Source organism: Cellulomonas sp. PhB143, from assembly GCF_003752595.1.
Classification (GTDB): Bacteria; Actinomycetota; Actinomycetes; order Actinomycetales; family Cellulomonadaceae; genus Paraoerskovia.
On sequence record NZ_RKIJ01000009.1, the window covers coordinates 264,955 to 281,094 of the forward strand.

Here is a 16,140-nt window from a genome sequence, read left to right on the forward strand (position 1 = left end):
TCGGTCCGCCGGTGACCAGCCTGGTGCCCTGGGGGCGCTGGGTTGGGCGCCGCCGCCCGTTCCGATCGGCAAGAGCCTCAGCGTCCTGGCGCGCCGGAATGCCAGAGCAGCGGAGCGCCGGAGTACTCACGCTGAGCTGCGGGCTGCGCCTCAGGCTCAGAAGGGTGGTGGTCCGAGGTCGGGCGGTGGCATCGCTCGACGGGCCGTTCGCTCGATCGCTCGATCGGCTGGGTGGTCGTAGCGTTCGGGTGGGCGGTCGTAGGTGTGGCCGGTGGGCGCGGTCCAGGTCGTGGTCCCGTCAGGGCGGGTGCTCACGGTCCACTCGCCGTGGGTCTTGAGGCGGTGGTGGTGGCGGCACAGCGCCTGGAGGTTCGACGCGCGCGTCTGCCGCTCACCGCCGCCGGGGCCAGTGTCGGGGTTGGGTTGGTAGGGGTCGACGTGGTCGAGGTCGCACCGGTCGGCCGGGACCCGGCACCCGGGGAAGCAGCAGGTAATGTCGCGGGCCTCGACCGCGGCCCGCAGCGGCCGCGCGGGCCGGTAGGTCGTGGTCCCGGCGTCCAGGAGGCGCCCGTCGGCCGGGTCGGTCAGCAACCGGGTCCAGGTCGCGTCCGCCGCGATCTGACGGGCCACGTCCGCGGGCACGGGCCCGTACCCCGCGATGTGACCGGGCAGGTCGTCCAGTCCCGCGAGGGTGGTGAACGGCACCGTGACCAGCACCCGCGCCCGCGGACGGACACCAGAGCCCCGGCTGGCGAGACCACCAGTGCCGGTGCCAGTGCCGGTGCCGGTGCCGGTGCCGGTGCCGGTGCCGGTGGAGTCGGTGTCGGTGTCCGGGGCGACGCCGACGTCGTCAGCGCCGGTGGCCGGGGTGCCGCAGACCTGGTCGACGAGGGCGTCCGCGCGGCGCTGGTCCGCGCTGCGGTCATCCGCGGGCAGGGCGCGGGCAAGGTCGTCGACCGTGCGGTACAGGGCTTGGGCGTCCTCGGCGGGCAGGTACGCGCTGATCCGGGCCATCGCATCGGGCAACGGGTCGAAGAACACCCCACGACGCCGCTTCTCACCCTCGCGGCGGGCCCGGGCCGCGGCCGGGTCGTACTCGATCTCCGCCCGGCGGGCACGGTCCCGCAACCGGGGCGCGGTCAAAGACTCGGCCTCACCCAGGAGGCCTGCGACCAGCGCCACCCGCTCGTCCTGCGGCACGGTCGGGGCCGCCTCGATCAGGACCCGGGCACGACGCTCGCAGATCCGCCCCGCCGCCAGCGCGTCTCCCACGCTGGGGTGGACCCGCAACCCCACGGCCAGGTCCACGCTCCGGGCCGCCACGGCCCGCGTCGTGGTCAAGGCCGCGGCGACCTCATCGACCGCGAACTCCGCCTCCCGCGACCCGCGACGGCGTGAGAGGAGCTCGTCGACGCCCGCCGCCTGCGCGGCCGTGGCCCACGAGATCAGGTGCTGCCACGCCACGATCCGGTCCACCACCTCATCATCCGTGCCCCCCGACACGTCACCACCCGCCAGACGGGCCGCGAGCGCGGGACCCGGGGGCGCCTCGTGCACCGGCAGGCGAGACGCCGGTGAAGGCACGGGCACGGACGCTTCCCGCGGGAAGGTCGCAGCCAGGTCCCCGCCACCCGACGAGCGCCACCCCGCCACGATGCCCGCGAAGGCGACCTCGAGGACCGACGACTCCACGTCGTCGGCCACCACACCGCCCTGTTCGAACATATGTACAGACTAGAACGAGCCACCGACACCCGTCCCCGATCCCCGACGGAGTCCGGGCAGCGACGCTCTTGTCTGATTCCGAACGCACAGCGGTCCCGTCCGGATGCTCGGGAGGGGTCCGTTGTCCAGAGCGGGTGACGTGTCAGCCTTCCCGGCGCCGCGCCCGCTTGCCCGCGGCCGCGCGCCGGGCCGCCGCGCCACGTCGCGCCGCATCCACCGACGACGCACCCGCGCCCTTCCCGCCGCCGCCCTTCGCGCCCTTGGAACCGCCCTTGGCGGCCCCCTTCCCGGCGCCCCCCTTCGGCGCACCCTTCGCCGCCTTCGCGGTCTTCCCCGACCCAGGGCCGGCCTCGGGCGCAGGCGCCCCCACCCCGGCACCGGTCCCGCGCCCGCGCGAGCTGTTCGCCGTGCGCCCCCGCACGATCCCGACGAGCTCCTCGACGAGCGGCGTCGTCCGCTCCGTCGCCCACACCAGCCCGACGGGGGCCGACGGCGCCCCCGTCAGCTCCCGGTAGGTCACGTCCTTGCGGTGGTGCAGGCGCGCGAGGGACTTCGGCACCACGAGCACCCCGACGCCCGCCGCGACGAGCTCCACCGCGTCGGACGTCGTCGTCGGCCGTTCGCGCGCCGGCACCCCCGGGCGCTCGCCGGGCCAGGCGAGGACGTCGTCCTGGGGGTGGAGGACGACGTCGTCCCCCAGGTCTCCCGGGTCGACCGGCTCGTCCTCCTCGAGCGCCGCCACGGCGTGCTCGCGCCCGACGACCACGACCGCGACCTCCTCGTACAGGGCGATCGCGCTCAGCACGTCCCGGCCGACGGGCAGGCGCGCGAGCGCCGCGTCGATCTCTCCGGACAGCAGCGCGGCGTGGGCCTGCGCCGCCTCGACGGGCACGAGGGTCAGCGGCTCGCGCGGCAGGCGCTCGCGCCACACGGACGCCCACTTCGCGGGGGTCGCACCCGGCACGTAGCCGAGGCGGAGGCCGGCCGTGGAACCGTGCGCGGACCCCTGGTCGCCGTCGTCGGTGGTCGGGTCGCTCGCGCTGGTGTCGGTCACGGTCCCCAGGCTAGTGGGGGCGGATATCCTGGGCACATGACCTCCCAGGCGTCCCAGACCATGAAGCCCGCGACCGCGGCCAAGAAGCTCGGGGTGTACCTGCCGGCGACCCCCGCCGAGTTCCAGGAGGGCCTGATCACGCGCGGTCAGCTCGAGGACCTCGAGAAGAACCCGCCCGAGTGGCTCAGCGAGCTGCGCCGCAACGGCCCGCACCCCCGCCCCGTCGTCGCCGGCCGGCTGAGTGTCTCCATCGCGGGCCTCGCGCGCGGCGGCGTGACGGAGCCCCTCACGACCGAGGAGATCAACGCGCTGCGCGAGGACCCGCCGACCTGGCTCGTGCGCGAGCGCACCGTCCAGGAGGGCGTCCGCGCCGAGGAGGAGCGCATCAAGGACGAGCAGGAGCGGGCCGAGCGCGCCAAGCAGCGCGGCAACCGCTGAGCCGTCCGACTGCTGAGCCGTCCGACTGCTAAGGCGTCGGCTCCGCGGCGGCCCGGTCGGTGTGCCCGAGCGACATCTCCGGCGCGACCCGGTCGCGCACCAGCTGCTTGAGCACGGGGATCTCCGGGAAGCCCCGCTGGACCGCCCGGTCCCAGACGACGTCGTCGTCGATCCGCACCCGGAACACCCCGCCGGTACCGGGGACGAGGGCGACCTCGCCCAGCCGGGTGCCGAACGTCGTCAGCAGCTCCTGACCGATCCAGGCCGCGCGCAGGAGCCACCGGCACTGCGTGCAGTAGGTGATCTCCACCCGTGCGCCGCCGCGCTCGTCTCCCGTCCCCGCCGGGCCTGCCGTCTCGTCCGTCGCGCTCACGGCCCCAGCCTGCCAGAAGGCCGCCCCGCGCCCGCCCCCGCGCCCGCCGAGACGCAGTCGGGGAGGATGGTCCCGTGACCACTCCCCCGCAGCCCGGCCCGCCCGACGACGCCCCGCAGCCCCGCAGCACCCCGCAGCCCGACGCCGTCGAGCGCCTCCTTGCCGGCCTGCGCCGCCACCCCGACGCGCCGAAGGACCGCACCGCCAGCGCGCTCGTCGCCGTCGACGCGACCGACCGGCTCCTGCTCGACCTCGCGGCCCCCGAGCTCGCCGGCGCCGCGCCCGGGGACGTCGTCGTCGTCGAGGACCGGTTCGGCGCGCTGACGCTCGGCGCGGCCCTCGCCCACGACCTGGACGGGATCCGCGTCCACCAGGACCTCGTGACGGGCGAGACGGCGCTCGCCGCCAACGCCCGCGCCGCGGGCCTCGCCGACCGGTACGCCTCGCTCCCGCTCGGCCCCGAGGCGTTCGACGGCGCCCGCGTCGTCCTCCTGCAGCTCCCCCGCTCGCTCGCCGCCCTCACCGAGATCGCCGAGGCGGTCGCCGCCTCCGCGCACCCGGACGTCGTCGTCCTCGCGGGCGGGCGCCTCAAGCACATGACCCGCGCGATGAACGACGTCCTCGCCGCCTCGTTCGACGACGTGTCGGCGTCGCTCGCGCGCCAGAAGTCCCGGGTCCTCGTGGCCCGCGGCGTGCGGCCGGTCGACGGCGCACGCCCCGCGTCGTTCCCCGTCACGACGCGGGTCGACGTCCCCACCGGCGCGGGCCGCGTCCTCCCGCTCGACGTCGTCGCCCACGGCGGCGCGTTCGCGGGCTCCGGTCTCGACCTCGGCACCCGGTTCCTGCTCGAGCGCCTCGACCAGGTCGCCGCGAGCACGCCCGACGACGCCCCGCTCGACGGCGTCGACCTCGGGTGCGGCACCGGGATCCTCGCCACGGCCCTCGCGACGGTGCGCCCCGGCGCCCAGGTCGTGGCCACCGACGCCTCCGACGCCGCGGTCCGCTCGGCGGCCGCCACCGCCCGGGCCGCCGGCGTCCGGGCCCGCGTGCGCGTCCTGCGCGACGACGTCGGCTCGACGCTCGAGCCCGCGAGCGCCGACGTCGTGCTGCTCAACCCGCCCTTCCACGCGGGAGCGGCGGTCGACACGGACGCCGCGCACCGCATGTTCGAGGCCGCCGCCCGGCTGCTGCGGCCCGGCGGCGAGCTGTGGACCGTGTGGAACTCGCACCTGCGCTACCGGGCCGCGCTGGACCGCGCCGTCGGGCCGACCACGGAGGTCGCGCGGGACAAGCGCTTCACGCTGACCCGCAGCCGACGCCGCTAGACCACCGCGCCGCTAGACCACCACCCCCAGGATCATCACGACGACGATCGCCGTCACGGACAGCACCGTCTCCATCAGCGACCACGTCTTGAACGTCTGCCCGACGGTCATCCCGAAGTACTCCTTGACCAGCCAGAACCCCGCGTCGTTGACGTGCGAGAGGAACACCGAGCCGGCGCCGATCGCGAGGACGAGGAGCGCGGCGTGGGTGTCGGTGAGGTCGCCCGCGAGCGGCGCCATGATCCCCGCGGCGGTGATCGTGGCGACCGTCGCCGAGCCGGTCGCCACGCGGATGAGCACCGCGACGAGCCAGCCGGCGAGCAGCACGGGGATCCCCCAGTCCGCGATGCCCGACGCGACGACGTCGCCGACGCCGGTGTCCACCAGCGTCTGCTTGAATCCGCCGCCGGCGCCCACGATGAGCAGGATGCCCGCGATCGGGGCGAACGAGGAGCCGACGAGGTCCGAGACCTGCTGGCGGGTGCGCCCCACCGCGGTGCCGAACACGACGAGGGCGACGAGCGACGTGATGAGCAGCGCCACGAGCGGCGTGCCGACGAAGACGAGGAGCTTCCCGACCGTCGAGTCGTCGACCTCGGCGACGTCGACGACGGTGCGCAGCAGCATGAGGACGACGGGCAGGAGGATGACGGCGATCGACGCAGCGAACGACGGGCGGCGCGCGGGCGCGTCGTCGTCCCCCGAGCCCTCCCCCGGTCCCCCGCCCGAGCGCTCCCCGACGCCGAGGATCGTCTCCGGCGGGTCGAGCGGCACCCAGCGGGCGAGCGGTCGGGCGAGCAGCGGGCCCGAGATGATCACCGTCGGGATCGCGACGATGAGCCCGAACCCCAGGGTGAGGCCGAGGTTCGCGCCCAGCGCGTCGATCGCGAGCAGCGGGCCCGGGTGCGGCGGGATGAGGCCGTGCAGGGCGGACAGGCCCGCGAGCGCCGGGATGCCCACGAGGATCGGCGAGACCTTGCTGCGCCGGGCGACGAGCATGACGACCGGGATGAGCAGGACGACGCCGACCTCGAAGAACAGCGGGATGCCGATGACGAACGCGGCGAGCGCCATCGCCCACGGCAGGCGCTTCGTGCCGGTCTTCGCGAGGATCGTGTCGACCACCTGGTCGGCCCCGCCGGAGTCGATGAGCAGCTTGCCGATGATCGCGCCGAGCGCGATGAGCGTGCCGACGCCCGCGACGGTCTCGCCGATGCCGGTGGTGTAGGAGTCGAACGCCGAGACGTAGTCGACCCCGGCCACGATCGCCATGACCGCCGAGCCCAGCGTCAGCGCGAGGAACGGGTGCAGCTTGAGCCACACGATCAGGACGATGATGACGGCGATGCCGACGACGGCGGCCACGACGAGCTGGGTCGTGCCGGCGTCGGTGGTGCGTTCCGGGTCGGCCGCCTGCAGAGCGGCCGGCAGGGCGGTGGCGGCGACGAGATCGAGCATCAGTGCTCCTTCGCGAGACGGGCCAGGACCTCGTCGGCGAGCTCCTGGGGCGGACGCGCGACGTCGAGCACGACGCCGTCCTCGTCCGGGTCGAGCGGCTCGAGGGTCTCGAGCTGGCTGGTGAGCATCTCCGGCTTCATGAAGTGCCCGGACCGGTGCCCGATCCGCTCCTCGAGGAGCGCACGGGGCCCGTCGAGGTGCGCGAACCACACGCCCCCGCGGGCCTCGCGCAGCACGTCGCGGTAGCTGCGGCGCAGGGCGGAGCACGTGACGACCGCGCTCTCGCCGGCGTCCGTGCGCTCCGAGAGCCAGTCGCGGATCGCGCGCAGCCATGGCCACCGGTCCTCGTCGTCGAGGGGGTGGCCCGCGCTCATCTTCTCGATATTGGCGGCCGGGTGGAACTCGTCGGCCTCCGCCGAGGCCCAGCCCGTGCGCGCGACGAGCAGCTCGGCGAGCGTCGTCTTGCCGGAGCCGGCGACGCCCATGAGCACGACGTGCACCGGGTCGCTGCCGGCCCGGCCCGGGACCCCGGCGTCGTCGGCGGCGTCCATGGCGGCCCGCCCTACTTCACGTCGACGAGGTCGATGACGAAGACGAGCGTGTCCCCGCCGCCGATGCCGGCCTGCGGGACGCCGCGCGTGCCGTACCCGTGCTCCGGCGGGATCGAGAGCAGGACGCGCGAGCCGGTGCTCTGCCCGACCAGGCCCTGGTCCCAGCCGCCGATGACGGCGCCCACGCCGATGGGGAAGTCGATGGTCGCGCCGCGGTCGTAGGAGTTGTCGAACATCCCGCCGTCCCAGACCTGGCCGTAGTAGTGGACGACGATGGTGTCGCCCTTCGCGACGACGCGGCCGTCGCCCTGCTCGAGCACCTGGACGTGCAGGCCCTCGGGGGCGCCGCCCTCGGGGAAGCTGAGCGCGGGCTTGTCGCCGAACGTGCCGGACGCCTCGGGAAGTGCGGGTGCCATGGGGTGCCTCTCTCGTCGGAGCCGCACCGTCGCGGGCCCGCGACGGTGCCCGGCCAGCCTACGGGCGGTGTGACGACCGTGTTAATTCACCTCGCCCGGGCGCGGCCTGCGTGGAAAAGGCGTCGCGCCGGGAGCACGCTGGAGGCATGTCCCACGTACCTGCCGAACCGACCAGCACCCCTCCGGTGCCGCAGCGCGTCGCCGCGGACGGCCCCCTCGGGCACGGCCAGCCACGCCCCCGGCCGGGCAGCGTGAGCGGCATGGACTACGGACCCGAGCCGACCGAGGGCCGCAGCACCTTCCCGTCGATCGCGGAGTACGCGTTCCTGTCCGACTGCGAGACCAACGCCCTCGTCGCGCCGAGCGGGTCCGTCGAGTGGATGTGCCTGCCGCGCCCCGACTCCCCCAGCGTCTTCTCGGCGATCCTCGACCGCGGCGCGGGCTCGTTCCGCGTCGGTCCCTACGGGGTCCGCGTGCCCGTGGCGCGCCGCTACCTGCCCGGGACCCTGATCCTCGAGACGACCTGGCAGACCTCGACCGGCTGGCTGCAGGTGCGCGACGCGATGGTCATGGGGCCGTGGCACAACGTGGCCGAGCGCTCCCAGACCCACCGCCGCACCCCGACCGACGACGACTCCGAGCACGTCCTGCTGCGCACCGTGAAGTGCGTCAGCGGCGCCGTCGACCTCGAGGTGGTCTGCGAGCCGATGCCGGACTACGCCCGGCACGAGGGCCACTGGCAGTACGACGGCGAGGGCTACTCGTCGGTCGTGTCCCCGAGCCTCGACGCCCGCAACCCGGACCTGCGGATCACCAGCAGCCTGCGGCTCGGCATCGAGGGCCGCCGCGCGCACGGGCGCACCCGGATGTCCAAGGGCGACGCGCACTTCGTCGCGATGTCGTGGTCGCCCCTGCCCGCCCCGGACGGCTGGCGCGAGGCCGCTGACGCGATGTGGCGCACCGAGCAGTTCTGGCGCGACTGGATCACGCAGGGCTCGTTCCCCGACCACCCGTGGCGCAACTACCTCCAGCGCAGCGCGCTCACCCTCAAGGGCCTGACGTACGCGCCGACGGGCGCCCTGCTCGCCGCGGCGACGACGTCCCTGCCGGAGACCCCGGGCGGCGAGCGCAACTGGGACTACCGGTACGCGTGGATCCGCGACTCGACGTTCGCCCTGTGGGGCCTGTACACGCTCGGCCTGGACCGCGAGGCGAACGACTTCTTCGCGTTCATCCACGACGCCTGCCGCGACAACAAGGAGCTGCAGATCATGTACGGCGTCGGCGGGGAGGAGCGGCTCGAGGAGTTCGAGCTGCCCCACCTGAGCGGGTACGAGGGCGCCCAGCCGGTCCGGGTCGGCAACGCCGCCTACGACCAGCGCCAGCACGACGTGTGGGGCGCCGTCCTCGACTCGGTCTACCTGCACGCCAAGTCGCGCGAGCAGCTGCCCGAGTCGCTCTGGCCGATCCTCAAGCAGCAGGTCGAGGAGGCCGCCAAGCACTGGCACCTGCCCGACCGCGGGATCTGGGAGGTGCGCGGCGAGATGCAGCACTTCACGTCGAGCAAGCTCATGTGCTGGGTCGCGATGGACCGCGGCGCGCGCCTGGCGCGGATGTACGACGAGCACGACTTCGCCGAGCAGTGGCAGAAGCTCGCCGACGAGATCCACGCGGACGTGTGCGCCAAGGGCGTCGACGAGCGGGGCGTGTTCGTCCAGCGCTACGGCTCCGACGCGCTCGACGCCTCGCTCCTGCTCGTCCCGCTCCTGCGGTTCCTGCCGCCCGACGACGAGCGCGTGCGTGCCACCGTCCTCGCGATCGCCGACGAGCTCACGGAGGAGGGCCTCGTGCTGCGCTACCGCGTCGAGGAGACCGACGACGGCTTCGCCGGCGAGGAGGGGACGTTCACCATCTGCTCGTTCTGGCTCGTCTCGGCGCTGGTCGAGATCGGCGAGCTCGAGCAGGCGCAGCGGCTGTGCGAGCGGCTGCTGTCCTTCGCCAGCTCCCTCGACCTGTACGCCGAGGAGATCGACCCGCGCTCCGGGCGCCACCTCGGCAACTTCCCGCAGGCCTTCACCCACCTCGCGCTGATCAACGCCGTCATGCACGTGATCCGCGCCGAGGAGGGGCTCGTCGACGGCCACTACTTCGAGGCCGCCAACCAGTCCTGAGCCCGCTGGACAGCCTGGGCGCCGCACAGCGCACAGAAAGACCCGCCCCGACGTGGCCTGGAGATGGCCGTCGGGGCGGGTCCGCTGTTCTGTGGGGTCGTGCAGGTGCTACGGGGGCTGCTGGACCCTACGGTCAGTCGCGACCCTGCAGGATCGCGAACAGCCGCAGGAACTCCGTGTACAGCCAGATCAGCGTGACCATCAGGCCGAACGCCGCCGACCACGCGTACTTCGCGGGCACGCCGTGCTCGACGCCGCGCTTGATCGAGTCGAAGTCCATGATCAGCGACATCGCGGCGAGCACGACGGCGATCAGGCTGACGCCGATCCCGATGGCGCCGCCGCGCAGGCCCCACTCGCCCATCCCCGGCGCGAAGATCAGCACGAAGACGTTGACGATCGAGAAGAGCAGGTAGCCGACGAGCCCGATGAGCAGGATCTTCGTGAACTTCGGGGTGACGCGGACCTTGCCGGAGCGGAACAGCAGCAGCGACGCGGTGAACGTGCACACGGTCGCGACGACCGCCGTCGGCACGACGCCGGAGTAGAACGCCTCGTAGAACGCGCTGATCCCGCCGAGGAACATGCCCTGCGCGATCGTGTACAGCGTGATGAGCAGCGGGCTGGGCTCGCGCTTGAACGCGTTGACCAGGCCGAGCACGAGCCCGGCGATCGCGCCGAGGATGTACAGCCCCGGCGCCAGCACCCAGGTGGCCGCGGCGACGACCACGAGCAGGGCGAGCAGGCCGCCCGTCTTGATGATGACGTCGTCGTACGTGAGCCGCTTGGTCTGCGCCGTCGTCGCCGACGGGGCGTCGTACATGGCGTTCAGCTGCGCGGCGTCGGTCGTGGCCGGCCCGGCGCCGTACGCGCCCGGGGTGCCGTAGGCGGACTGCCCGCCGGGCGTGCCGTACCCGGGCACCTGGCCGCGCGCGCCGCCCTGCTGCGCCGTCCCGGCGCGGCCACGCTGCTGCTGGGCGTTCGGGTCCCCGAACACCGGGCTGCTGTTGAACACGGGGTTGCTCATCAAGTCCTCCTGGTCGCGCGTCCCGCCGGGTACCCGGCCGGCACCTGTCGCGGGACGTCTCGCTGGCCTCGTACACCGAGTCTAGGGGCCCGGTCGCGGGGCGGGCATCGGCCGCAGTGCGCAGCCGCGGGCGCCCGCGTCATCCCTGCGGCGTACGCCGGGAGCCCGGAGATCCGCCCCGGTGATGGCGCGCCGGCGTCCGCGGGCGCCTAGTGTCGGTCGGGCCGGCTGCGCGGGCCGAGAACCTGCACGCGACGGGCACGCGACCTGCACCAGACCACCCCGAGGAGCGCGAGCGATGATCGAGGCCCAGGGCCTGACCAAGAGATACGGCACGAAGACCGCGGTCGACGACGTGTCGTTCACCGTCCGTCCCGGCCAGGTGACCGGGTTCCTCGGACCCAACGGCGCGGGCAAGTCCACGACGATGCGCATGATCATGGGCCTGCACCGCCCCACGTCGGGCACCGTCACCGTCAACGGCAAGCCCTACGCCCAGCACCGCGCGCCGCTGAGCGAGGTCGGCGCGCTGCTCGAGGCCAAGGCCATCCACCCGGGCCGCTCCGCCGCCCACCACCTCCAGGCGCTCGCCGCCACGCACGGGATCGGCCGGCGCCGCGTCGACGAGGTCATCGAGATGACCGGGCTGCGCAGCGTCGCGAGCAAGCGCGCCGGCGGGTTCTCGCTCGGCATGGGCCAGCGGCTCGGGATCGCCACCGCGCTGCTCGGCGACCCGCGCACGCTGATCATGGACGAGCCCGTCAACGGCCTCGACCCCGACGGCGTCCTGTGGGTGCGCAACCTCGCCAAGCACCTCGCCGCCGAGGGCCGCACCGTGTTCCTCTCGAGCCACCTGATGAGCGAGGTCGCGCTCACCGCCGACCACATCATCGTCATCGGGCGCGGGCGCATCCTGGCCGACGCCCCCGTGGGCGAGTTCATCGACGGCCAGTCCCAGCGCACCGTGCTCGTGCGCACGCCCGACGCGACGCGGCTGAGCGCCCTGGTGCGCGAGCGCGGCGCGACCGTGACGAGCGACGAGCCCAGCGCCCTGGTCGTCACGGGTCTCGCGGCCCCCGCGATCGGGGAGCTCGCCGCGGCGGAGCGGCTCGTGCTGCACGAGCTCACGCCCCGCACGTCGACCCTCGAGGAGGCGTACATGGCGCTCACCGCCGACTCCGTCGAGTACACGACGGGCAGCACCGAGCCCACCACCAGCACCGAGGGAGCCGCACGATGACCGCCACCGACGCCGCCGCGCGGCCCACGCCCCGCGAGACCGGGATCCGCCTGACCTTCGCCGGGACGGTCCGCTCCGAGTGGATCAAGCTCCGCACGCTGCGCTCCACGTGGTGGGTCGTGGCCAGCACCGTCGTCGTGATGGCGCTGATCGCCCTCCTGACGTCGTGGACCTTCACGAGCTTCTCGGACGACCCGGAGTTCGCCGCCCAGTCGGGCGGCACCCCCGCCCCGATGGAGCTCGTCACGAGCGGGACCACCTTCGCCCAGCTCGTCCTCGCGGTCCTCGCCGTGCTGACCATCACCAACGAGTTCTCCAGCGGCATGATCCGCTCGACGTTCGCCGCGGACCCGGGCCGCTCCGCCACGGTCTGGGCCAAGGCGCTCGTGCTGCTCGTCGTCTCCCTGGTGGTCGCGGTCGTCGGGGTCGTCGTCGCCTACCTCGTCGCGTGGCCGTTCCTGAACAGCTCCGACATGCTCCCCGACCTGGGCAGCTCCGACTCCCTGCAGGTCGCGGGCGGCACCGTCGCGTACCTGGTGCTCAGCGCCCTCATGGCCCTCGGGCTGGCCGGCCTGATCCGCAGCACGGCGGGCTCGATCTTCACCGTCGTCGCGCTCGTGTTCGTCGCTCCCCCGATCCTCTCGCTCATCTCCAACGACACGGTCCAGTCGATCGCGCAGTACCTGCCGTCGAACGCCGGGACGTCGTTCATGACGGTCTCCGCCGCGATGAGCGGCGGCGCCCAGACCCTGGACCCCGTGCCCGGCCTGCTCGTGATGGTCGCCTGGGCCGTCGTGCCGATGGTCGCCGCGAACGTCGTGGTCAAGCGCCGGGACGCCTGACCCGGAGAGCGGCGTGACCGGGATGAGCGCGCACCCCCCGATCACCGCGCTCGAGGTGCGCCGGCTCGGGCCGCTGCGCCGGTACCTGGCACAGCACCCCGGCGTGAGCGACGTCGTCGTCGTCGCGGTGTTCCTGCTCGGGTCGATGCAGTCGGTGGCGGCCGCGGCGGGCGCCGCCGCGGTCCTCCTGGCCCTCGCGGCGGCGGCCGGGGCGTGCGCCCTCGCGGTGCGCCGGCGCCGGCCGCTCGCCGTCGCGGCGGCCGTGGGGGTGCTCGGCTGCGCGACGATCCTCACCGGCCACGGCAGCTCGGGGTTCGACCTCGCGAGCGGGTTCGCGACGTACTCTGTCGCGGTCGCGCGCCGGCCCCGCACGGCGTGGCTCGTCGTCGGGTGGTTCGTGCTGTCCCTCGCGCTGCCCACCCTCCTGGCGGACCAGGTGGTCCCCGTGCACGGCTCCGACGTCGTGCCGCCGTCGATGCCCTTCGGGGACATCACCGCCGCCCGGATCGCCAACGCGACGATCGCCGTCGTCATCGTGCTGATCGGCCTCGCCAGCGGCGCCGGGGTGCGGGCCCGGCGCCAGCAGGTCGCCGACATCGTCGAGCAGTCGCAGGCGCTCGCCCGCGAGAGCGACCAGCGCGCGGAGCTGGCCGCCGCGGGCGAGCGGGCGCGCATCGCCCGGGAGATGCACGACGTCGTCGCCCACAGCCTCACCGTGATGGTCGCCCTCGCGGACGGCGCCAAGGCGCTCGGGCGCAGCGACCCCGACCTCGCCGCCCGCGCGCTCGACGAGCTCTCGGAGACCGGCCGCACCGCGCTGACGGACGTGCGCCGGGTGCTCGGCGTGCTGCGCGCGCCCGACGGCGAGGCCGCGCCGCTCGCCCCGACCGGGGCGCCCGGGTCGCTCGACGACGTGGTGCAGACCTTCCGGACGGCGGGCCTGCCCGTGCGCCTCACCCGGTCCGGGCCCGTCCGGGAGCTGGACGACGGCGTCCGGCTCGCCGCGCACCGTATCGTGACGGAGTCGCTGACGAACGTGCTGCGCTACGCGCCGCTCGCGCCGCGGGTCGAGGTGAGCCTCGCGGTACGGGCGGGAGGCACGGAGCTGGAGATCGTCGTCGCCAACGTGGCCGGCGCGCCGGCGAGCGACGGCGCGGCAGCGGGCAGGTCGACCATCGGATCGGGAAGAGGGATCGCCGGGATGCGGGAGCGGGCCGCGGTGCACGCAGGCACGGTCGAGGCCGGGCCCATCCCGGGCGGGTGGCGCGTGCGCGCCGTCCTGCCCCTGGACCGCGCATGAGCGCCGGTGCCGGAGCAGCCGCGGCGGCCCACGGGGCGCCGGTGCGCGTGCTGCTGGTCGACGACCAGGCCCTGATCCGCATGGGCTTCCGGATGATCCTCGCCGCCGAGGACGGGATCGAGGTCGTCGGCGAGGCCGGGGACGGCGCCCAGGCCCTCGCCCGCGCGCGCGAGCTGCGCCCCGACGTCGTCCTCATGGACGTGCGCATGCCCGGCACCGACGGGATCGCCGCGACCCGGGCGATCCTCGCGGAGGACCCGCGGGCCAAGGTCCTCATCCTCACCACGTTCGACCTCGACGAGTACGCGTTCGCGGCGCTGCGCTCCGGCGCGAGCGGGTTCCTGCTCAAGGACGCCCGGCCGGCCGACCTGGTCGCGGCGATCCGGTCCGTCGCGCGCGGCGACGCCGCCGTCTCGGCGCGCGTGACGCGGCGCATGCTCGACCTCTTCGCCGACCGCCTGCCCGACGACCCGGGCGACGGCTCGGCCGGCGGCGCGCCGTCGGGCACCGGGACGGACCACCCCCGCCTGGCGGCGCTGACCGAGCGGGAGAAGGAGATGTTCGCGGCGCTCGGCGAGGGGCTGTCGAACGCGGAGATCGCGCAGCGGTTCACGCTCTCGGAGGCGACCGTCAAGACGCACGTCGGGCGGGTGCTCGGCAAGCTGGGCCTGCGCGACCGGGTGCAGGCCGTCGTCCTCGCCTACGAGACCGGGGTGGCCCGGCCCGGCTCCTGAGGGCGGCGGCGCGTCACATGCGCTCCTTGACGCCCGAGCGGACCAGCCACCAGTTCACGGGGTAGCTCGTCACGAACCCCGCGAGCATCGCGAGCTGCATCGCGAACCAGAACTCCGGGCTGTCCACGGGCGCCGTCCCGCCGTACGCCGGCCCGAACCAGGCGAGCTGGACCAGGGCCATGACCCCGTACATCCCCACCTGCCACGCGGAGATCGACAGCGCGTCGGCCTTCGCCGCGGCACGCAGCCCCGCGCCGAGCGACAGGTTCCGCATCGGCGCGATCGTGAAGTACTGGAAGGCGATCCCGAACCGAACGCGAGCAGCAGGTCCAGCACCCACACGGCGTACATCTTCTCCGCGAACAGCGAGTGCCAGCCGAACCAGACCGCCACGGCCGGGAACGCGAACGCCAGCCACTCGGCGACCAGGTCGCCGAGCGCGCACCCCGCGCCGCAGTGGCTCGATCCCTTCGCGACGGCGACCGCGAACGGCTGCTCGCCGCCCCCGGGCCGGTCGCCCGCGCCCCGCCGGGGGGCGCGGCCCCACACCAGGTAGCCCGCGAGCCACAGCACGCTGCCGAACAGGGCCGTGAGCGGCCAGACGGCGTTCATGATCCACATCCGCTGCGGGCGGCGGGACTCGTCGAGGGCGATCAGCGCCGCGCACAGGACGCCGGCGACCAGGGAGACGACCGCCACGGTCCGCAGCGTCTCGGGGAACTCAGGCATCGGCGCCCGCCTGGCGCACCCGCCGCCGGCCAGCACGCGCCGCCGTGCTCGCGCGCCACCGCTCCCAGGGCGGCGCGACCGCCCAGTTGATGCGCAGCGTGCGCCACGCGCGCTCCACGCGCCGGCGGCGCTGGCCGCGGCCGCGCAGCGAGCGCGCGGAGACCCCGACACGCAGCGACCGGTCGAGCCGCACGGTGTGCCGGCGCCCGAGCCGGAAAGCCAGGTCCAGGTCGTCGTGCACCTCCGGGTCGTCGCGCACGACGTCGTCGCGCACCGCGAGCCACGCCGCCCGGCGCACCGCCATGCTCGATCCCCACAGCGTCGTGTGCCCGGCGGCGAGGCGGGTGAGCCCGTAGTAGGCGCCGAGGTAGGCCGCGCACACCGGGGCGCGCAGCCCCGCCGGCAGGTCGACGAAGCGGCCGACGCCGGTGAGCGCGTCCAGGCCCGGCTCGGCGCCCATCCGCGCGGCGATCGTCGCGACCCAGTCCGGGCCGGGGCACGAGTCCGCGTCGAGACGGGCGATCACCGTGCCCCGCGCCGCGTCGTAGCCGCAGGCCGCCGCGGCGGGGATCCCGACGCGCGGCTCCGCGACGACGACGGCGCCCCAGCGGCGGGCCACGGCCGCCGAGTCGTCCGAGGACGCGTTGTCCACCACGACGACCTCGAGCGGCGCGAGGCTCTGCCGGGCCAGGAGCGCCAGGCAGCGCTCGAGCGCGACCGCGTCGTCGCGGACCGGGACGACGACGGAGACGCTCAC

General features: G+C 74.6%; 15 protein-coding genes and 1 pseudogene. 7 read left to right on the forward strand and 9 right to left on the reverse strand.

What is annotated here, in order from left to right:
- Positions 1 to 156: 156 nt before the first annotated feature.
- A complete protein-coding gene (locus tag EDF32_RS02640) occupies positions 157 to 1,725 on the reverse strand; it encodes an HNH endonuclease signature motif containing protein (protein ID WP_123306966.1) in 1,569 nt (522 codons plus the stop codon).
- A 142-nt stretch (positions 1,726 to 1,867) separates the two neighbouring features.
- Positions 1,868 to 2,779 carry a LysR substrate-binding domain-containing protein gene (locus EDF32_RS02645; protein ID WP_199734796.1) on the reverse strand — a complete coding sequence of 304 codons (912 nt, stop codon included), beginning with the start codon at positions 2,777 to 2,779 and terminating at the stop codon, positions 1,868 to 1,870.
- Positions 2,780 to 2,815: 36 nt separating this feature from the next.
- Here EDF32_RS02645 and EDF32_RS02650 point away from each other — a divergent pair, with 36 nt between their 5' ends.
- Complete coding sequence (locus EDF32_RS02650) at positions 2,816 to 3,217, forward strand: DUF5997 family protein (protein ID WP_123306967.1); 402 nt, start codon at positions 2,816 to 2,818, stop codon at positions 3,215 to 3,217.
- Between the two features lie 28 nt (positions 3,218 to 3,245).
- On the opposite strand, the gene EDF32_RS02655 is transcribed toward EDF32_RS02650, so the two are convergent.
- Entirely contained in the window at positions 3,246 to 3,527 is a 282-nt protein-coding gene (locus EDF32_RS02655; protein ID WP_370449908.1) for a SelT/SelW/SelH family protein, read from the reverse strand.
- Between the two features lie 230 nt (positions 3,528 to 3,757).
- Between EDF32_RS02655 and EDF32_RS02660 the strand changes: the two genes are divergently transcribed.
- Positions 3,758 to 4,915 carry a methyltransferase gene (locus EDF32_RS02660; protein WP_199734810.1) on the forward strand — a complete coding sequence of 386 codons (1,158 nt, stop codon included), beginning with the start codon at positions 3,758 to 3,760 and terminating at the stop codon, positions 4,913 to 4,915.
- Between the two features lie 12 nt (positions 4,916 to 4,927).
- On the opposite strand, the gene EDF32_RS02665 is transcribed toward EDF32_RS02660, so the two are convergent.
- From EDF32_RS02665 to EDF32_RS02675, 3 genes are read right to left on the reverse strand one after another with little or no spacing between them, the layout of a single operon-like run.
- Positions 4,928 to 6,373, reverse strand: a complete 1,446-nt coding sequence (locus tag EDF32_RS02665; protein WP_123306970.1) for a GntP family permease — start codon at positions 6,371 to 6,373, stop codon at positions 4,928 to 4,930.
- A complete protein-coding gene (locus EDF32_RS02670; RefSeq protein WP_199734797.1) occupies positions 6,373 to 6,924 on the reverse strand; it encodes a gluconokinase in 552 nt (183 codons plus the stop codon). Before EDF32_RS02670 ends, EDF32_RS02665 begins: the two co-directional genes overlap by 1 nt.
- An 11-nt stretch (positions 6,925 to 6,935) precedes the next feature.
- Positions 6,936 to 7,340, reverse strand: a complete 405-nt coding sequence (locus EDF32_RS02675) for an FKBP-type peptidyl-prolyl cis-trans isomerase (protein ID WP_123306971.1) — start codon at positions 7,338 to 7,340, stop codon at positions 6,936 to 6,938.
- A 260-nt stretch (positions 7,341 to 7,600) separates the two neighbouring features.
- On the opposite strand from EDF32_RS02675, the gene EDF32_RS02680 reads away from it, so the two are divergent.
- Complete coding sequence (locus EDF32_RS02680) at positions 7,601 to 9,511, forward strand: glycoside hydrolase family 15 protein (protein WP_123307240.1); 1,911 nt, start codon at positions 7,601 to 7,603, stop codon at positions 9,509 to 9,511.
- Between the two features lie 133 nt (positions 9,512 to 9,644).
- Here EDF32_RS02680 and EDF32_RS02685 read toward each other — a convergent pair whose 3' ends face one another.
- On the reverse strand, positions 9,645 to 10,538 hold the full coding sequence (locus tag EDF32_RS02685) for a Bax inhibitor-1/YccA family protein (protein ID WP_123306972.1): 894 nt from the start codon (positions 10,536 to 10,538) through the stop codon (positions 9,645 to 9,647).
- A gap of 298 nt (positions 10,539 to 10,836) precedes the next feature.
- Here EDF32_RS02685 and EDF32_RS02690 point away from each other — a divergent pair, with 298 nt between their 5' ends.
- Genes EDF32_RS02690 through EDF32_RS02705 form a run of 4 tightly spaced genes read left to right on the forward strand, consistent with a single transcriptional unit; the run spans position 10,837 to position 14,654 of the window.
- Entirely contained in the window at positions 10,837 to 11,778 is a 942-nt protein-coding gene (locus EDF32_RS02690; RefSeq protein ID WP_123306973.1) for an ATP-binding cassette domain-containing protein, read from the forward strand.
- Positions 11,775 to 12,620 (forward strand): ABC transporter permease, encoded by an 846-nt coding sequence (locus EDF32_RS02695; protein ID WP_123306974.1) that lies wholly within the window; start codon positions 11,775 to 11,777, stop codon positions 12,618 to 12,620. The genes EDF32_RS02690 and EDF32_RS02695 overlap by 4 nt, the downstream gene beginning before the upstream one ends.
- 22 nt (positions 12,621 to 12,642) lie before the next feature.
- Positions 12,643 to 13,920, forward strand: coding sequence for a sensor histidine kinase (locus EDF32_RS02700; protein WP_148061553.1), 1,278 nt, complete (start codon positions 12,643 to 12,645; stop codon positions 13,918 to 13,920).
- On the forward strand, positions 13,917 to 14,654 hold the full coding sequence (locus EDF32_RS02705) for a response regulator transcription factor (RefSeq protein ID WP_123306976.1): 738 nt from the start codon (positions 13,917 to 13,919) through the stop codon (positions 14,652 to 14,654). Before EDF32_RS02700 ends, EDF32_RS02705 begins: the two co-directional genes overlap by 4 nt.
- A gap of 13 nt (positions 14,655 to 14,667) precedes the next feature.
- Here the strand turns inward: EDF32_RS02705 and EDF32_RS15065 are convergent.
- Positions 14,668 to 15,383: pseudogene (locus EDF32_RS15065) on the reverse strand (DUF4396 domain-containing protein).
- Positions 15,376 to 16,140, reverse strand: a complete 765-nt coding sequence (locus tag EDF32_RS02715) for a glycosyltransferase family A protein (protein ID WP_123307241.1) — start codon at positions 16,138 to 16,140, stop codon at positions 15,376 to 15,378. Before EDF32_RS02715 ends, EDF32_RS15065 begins: the two are co-directional and overlap by 8 nt.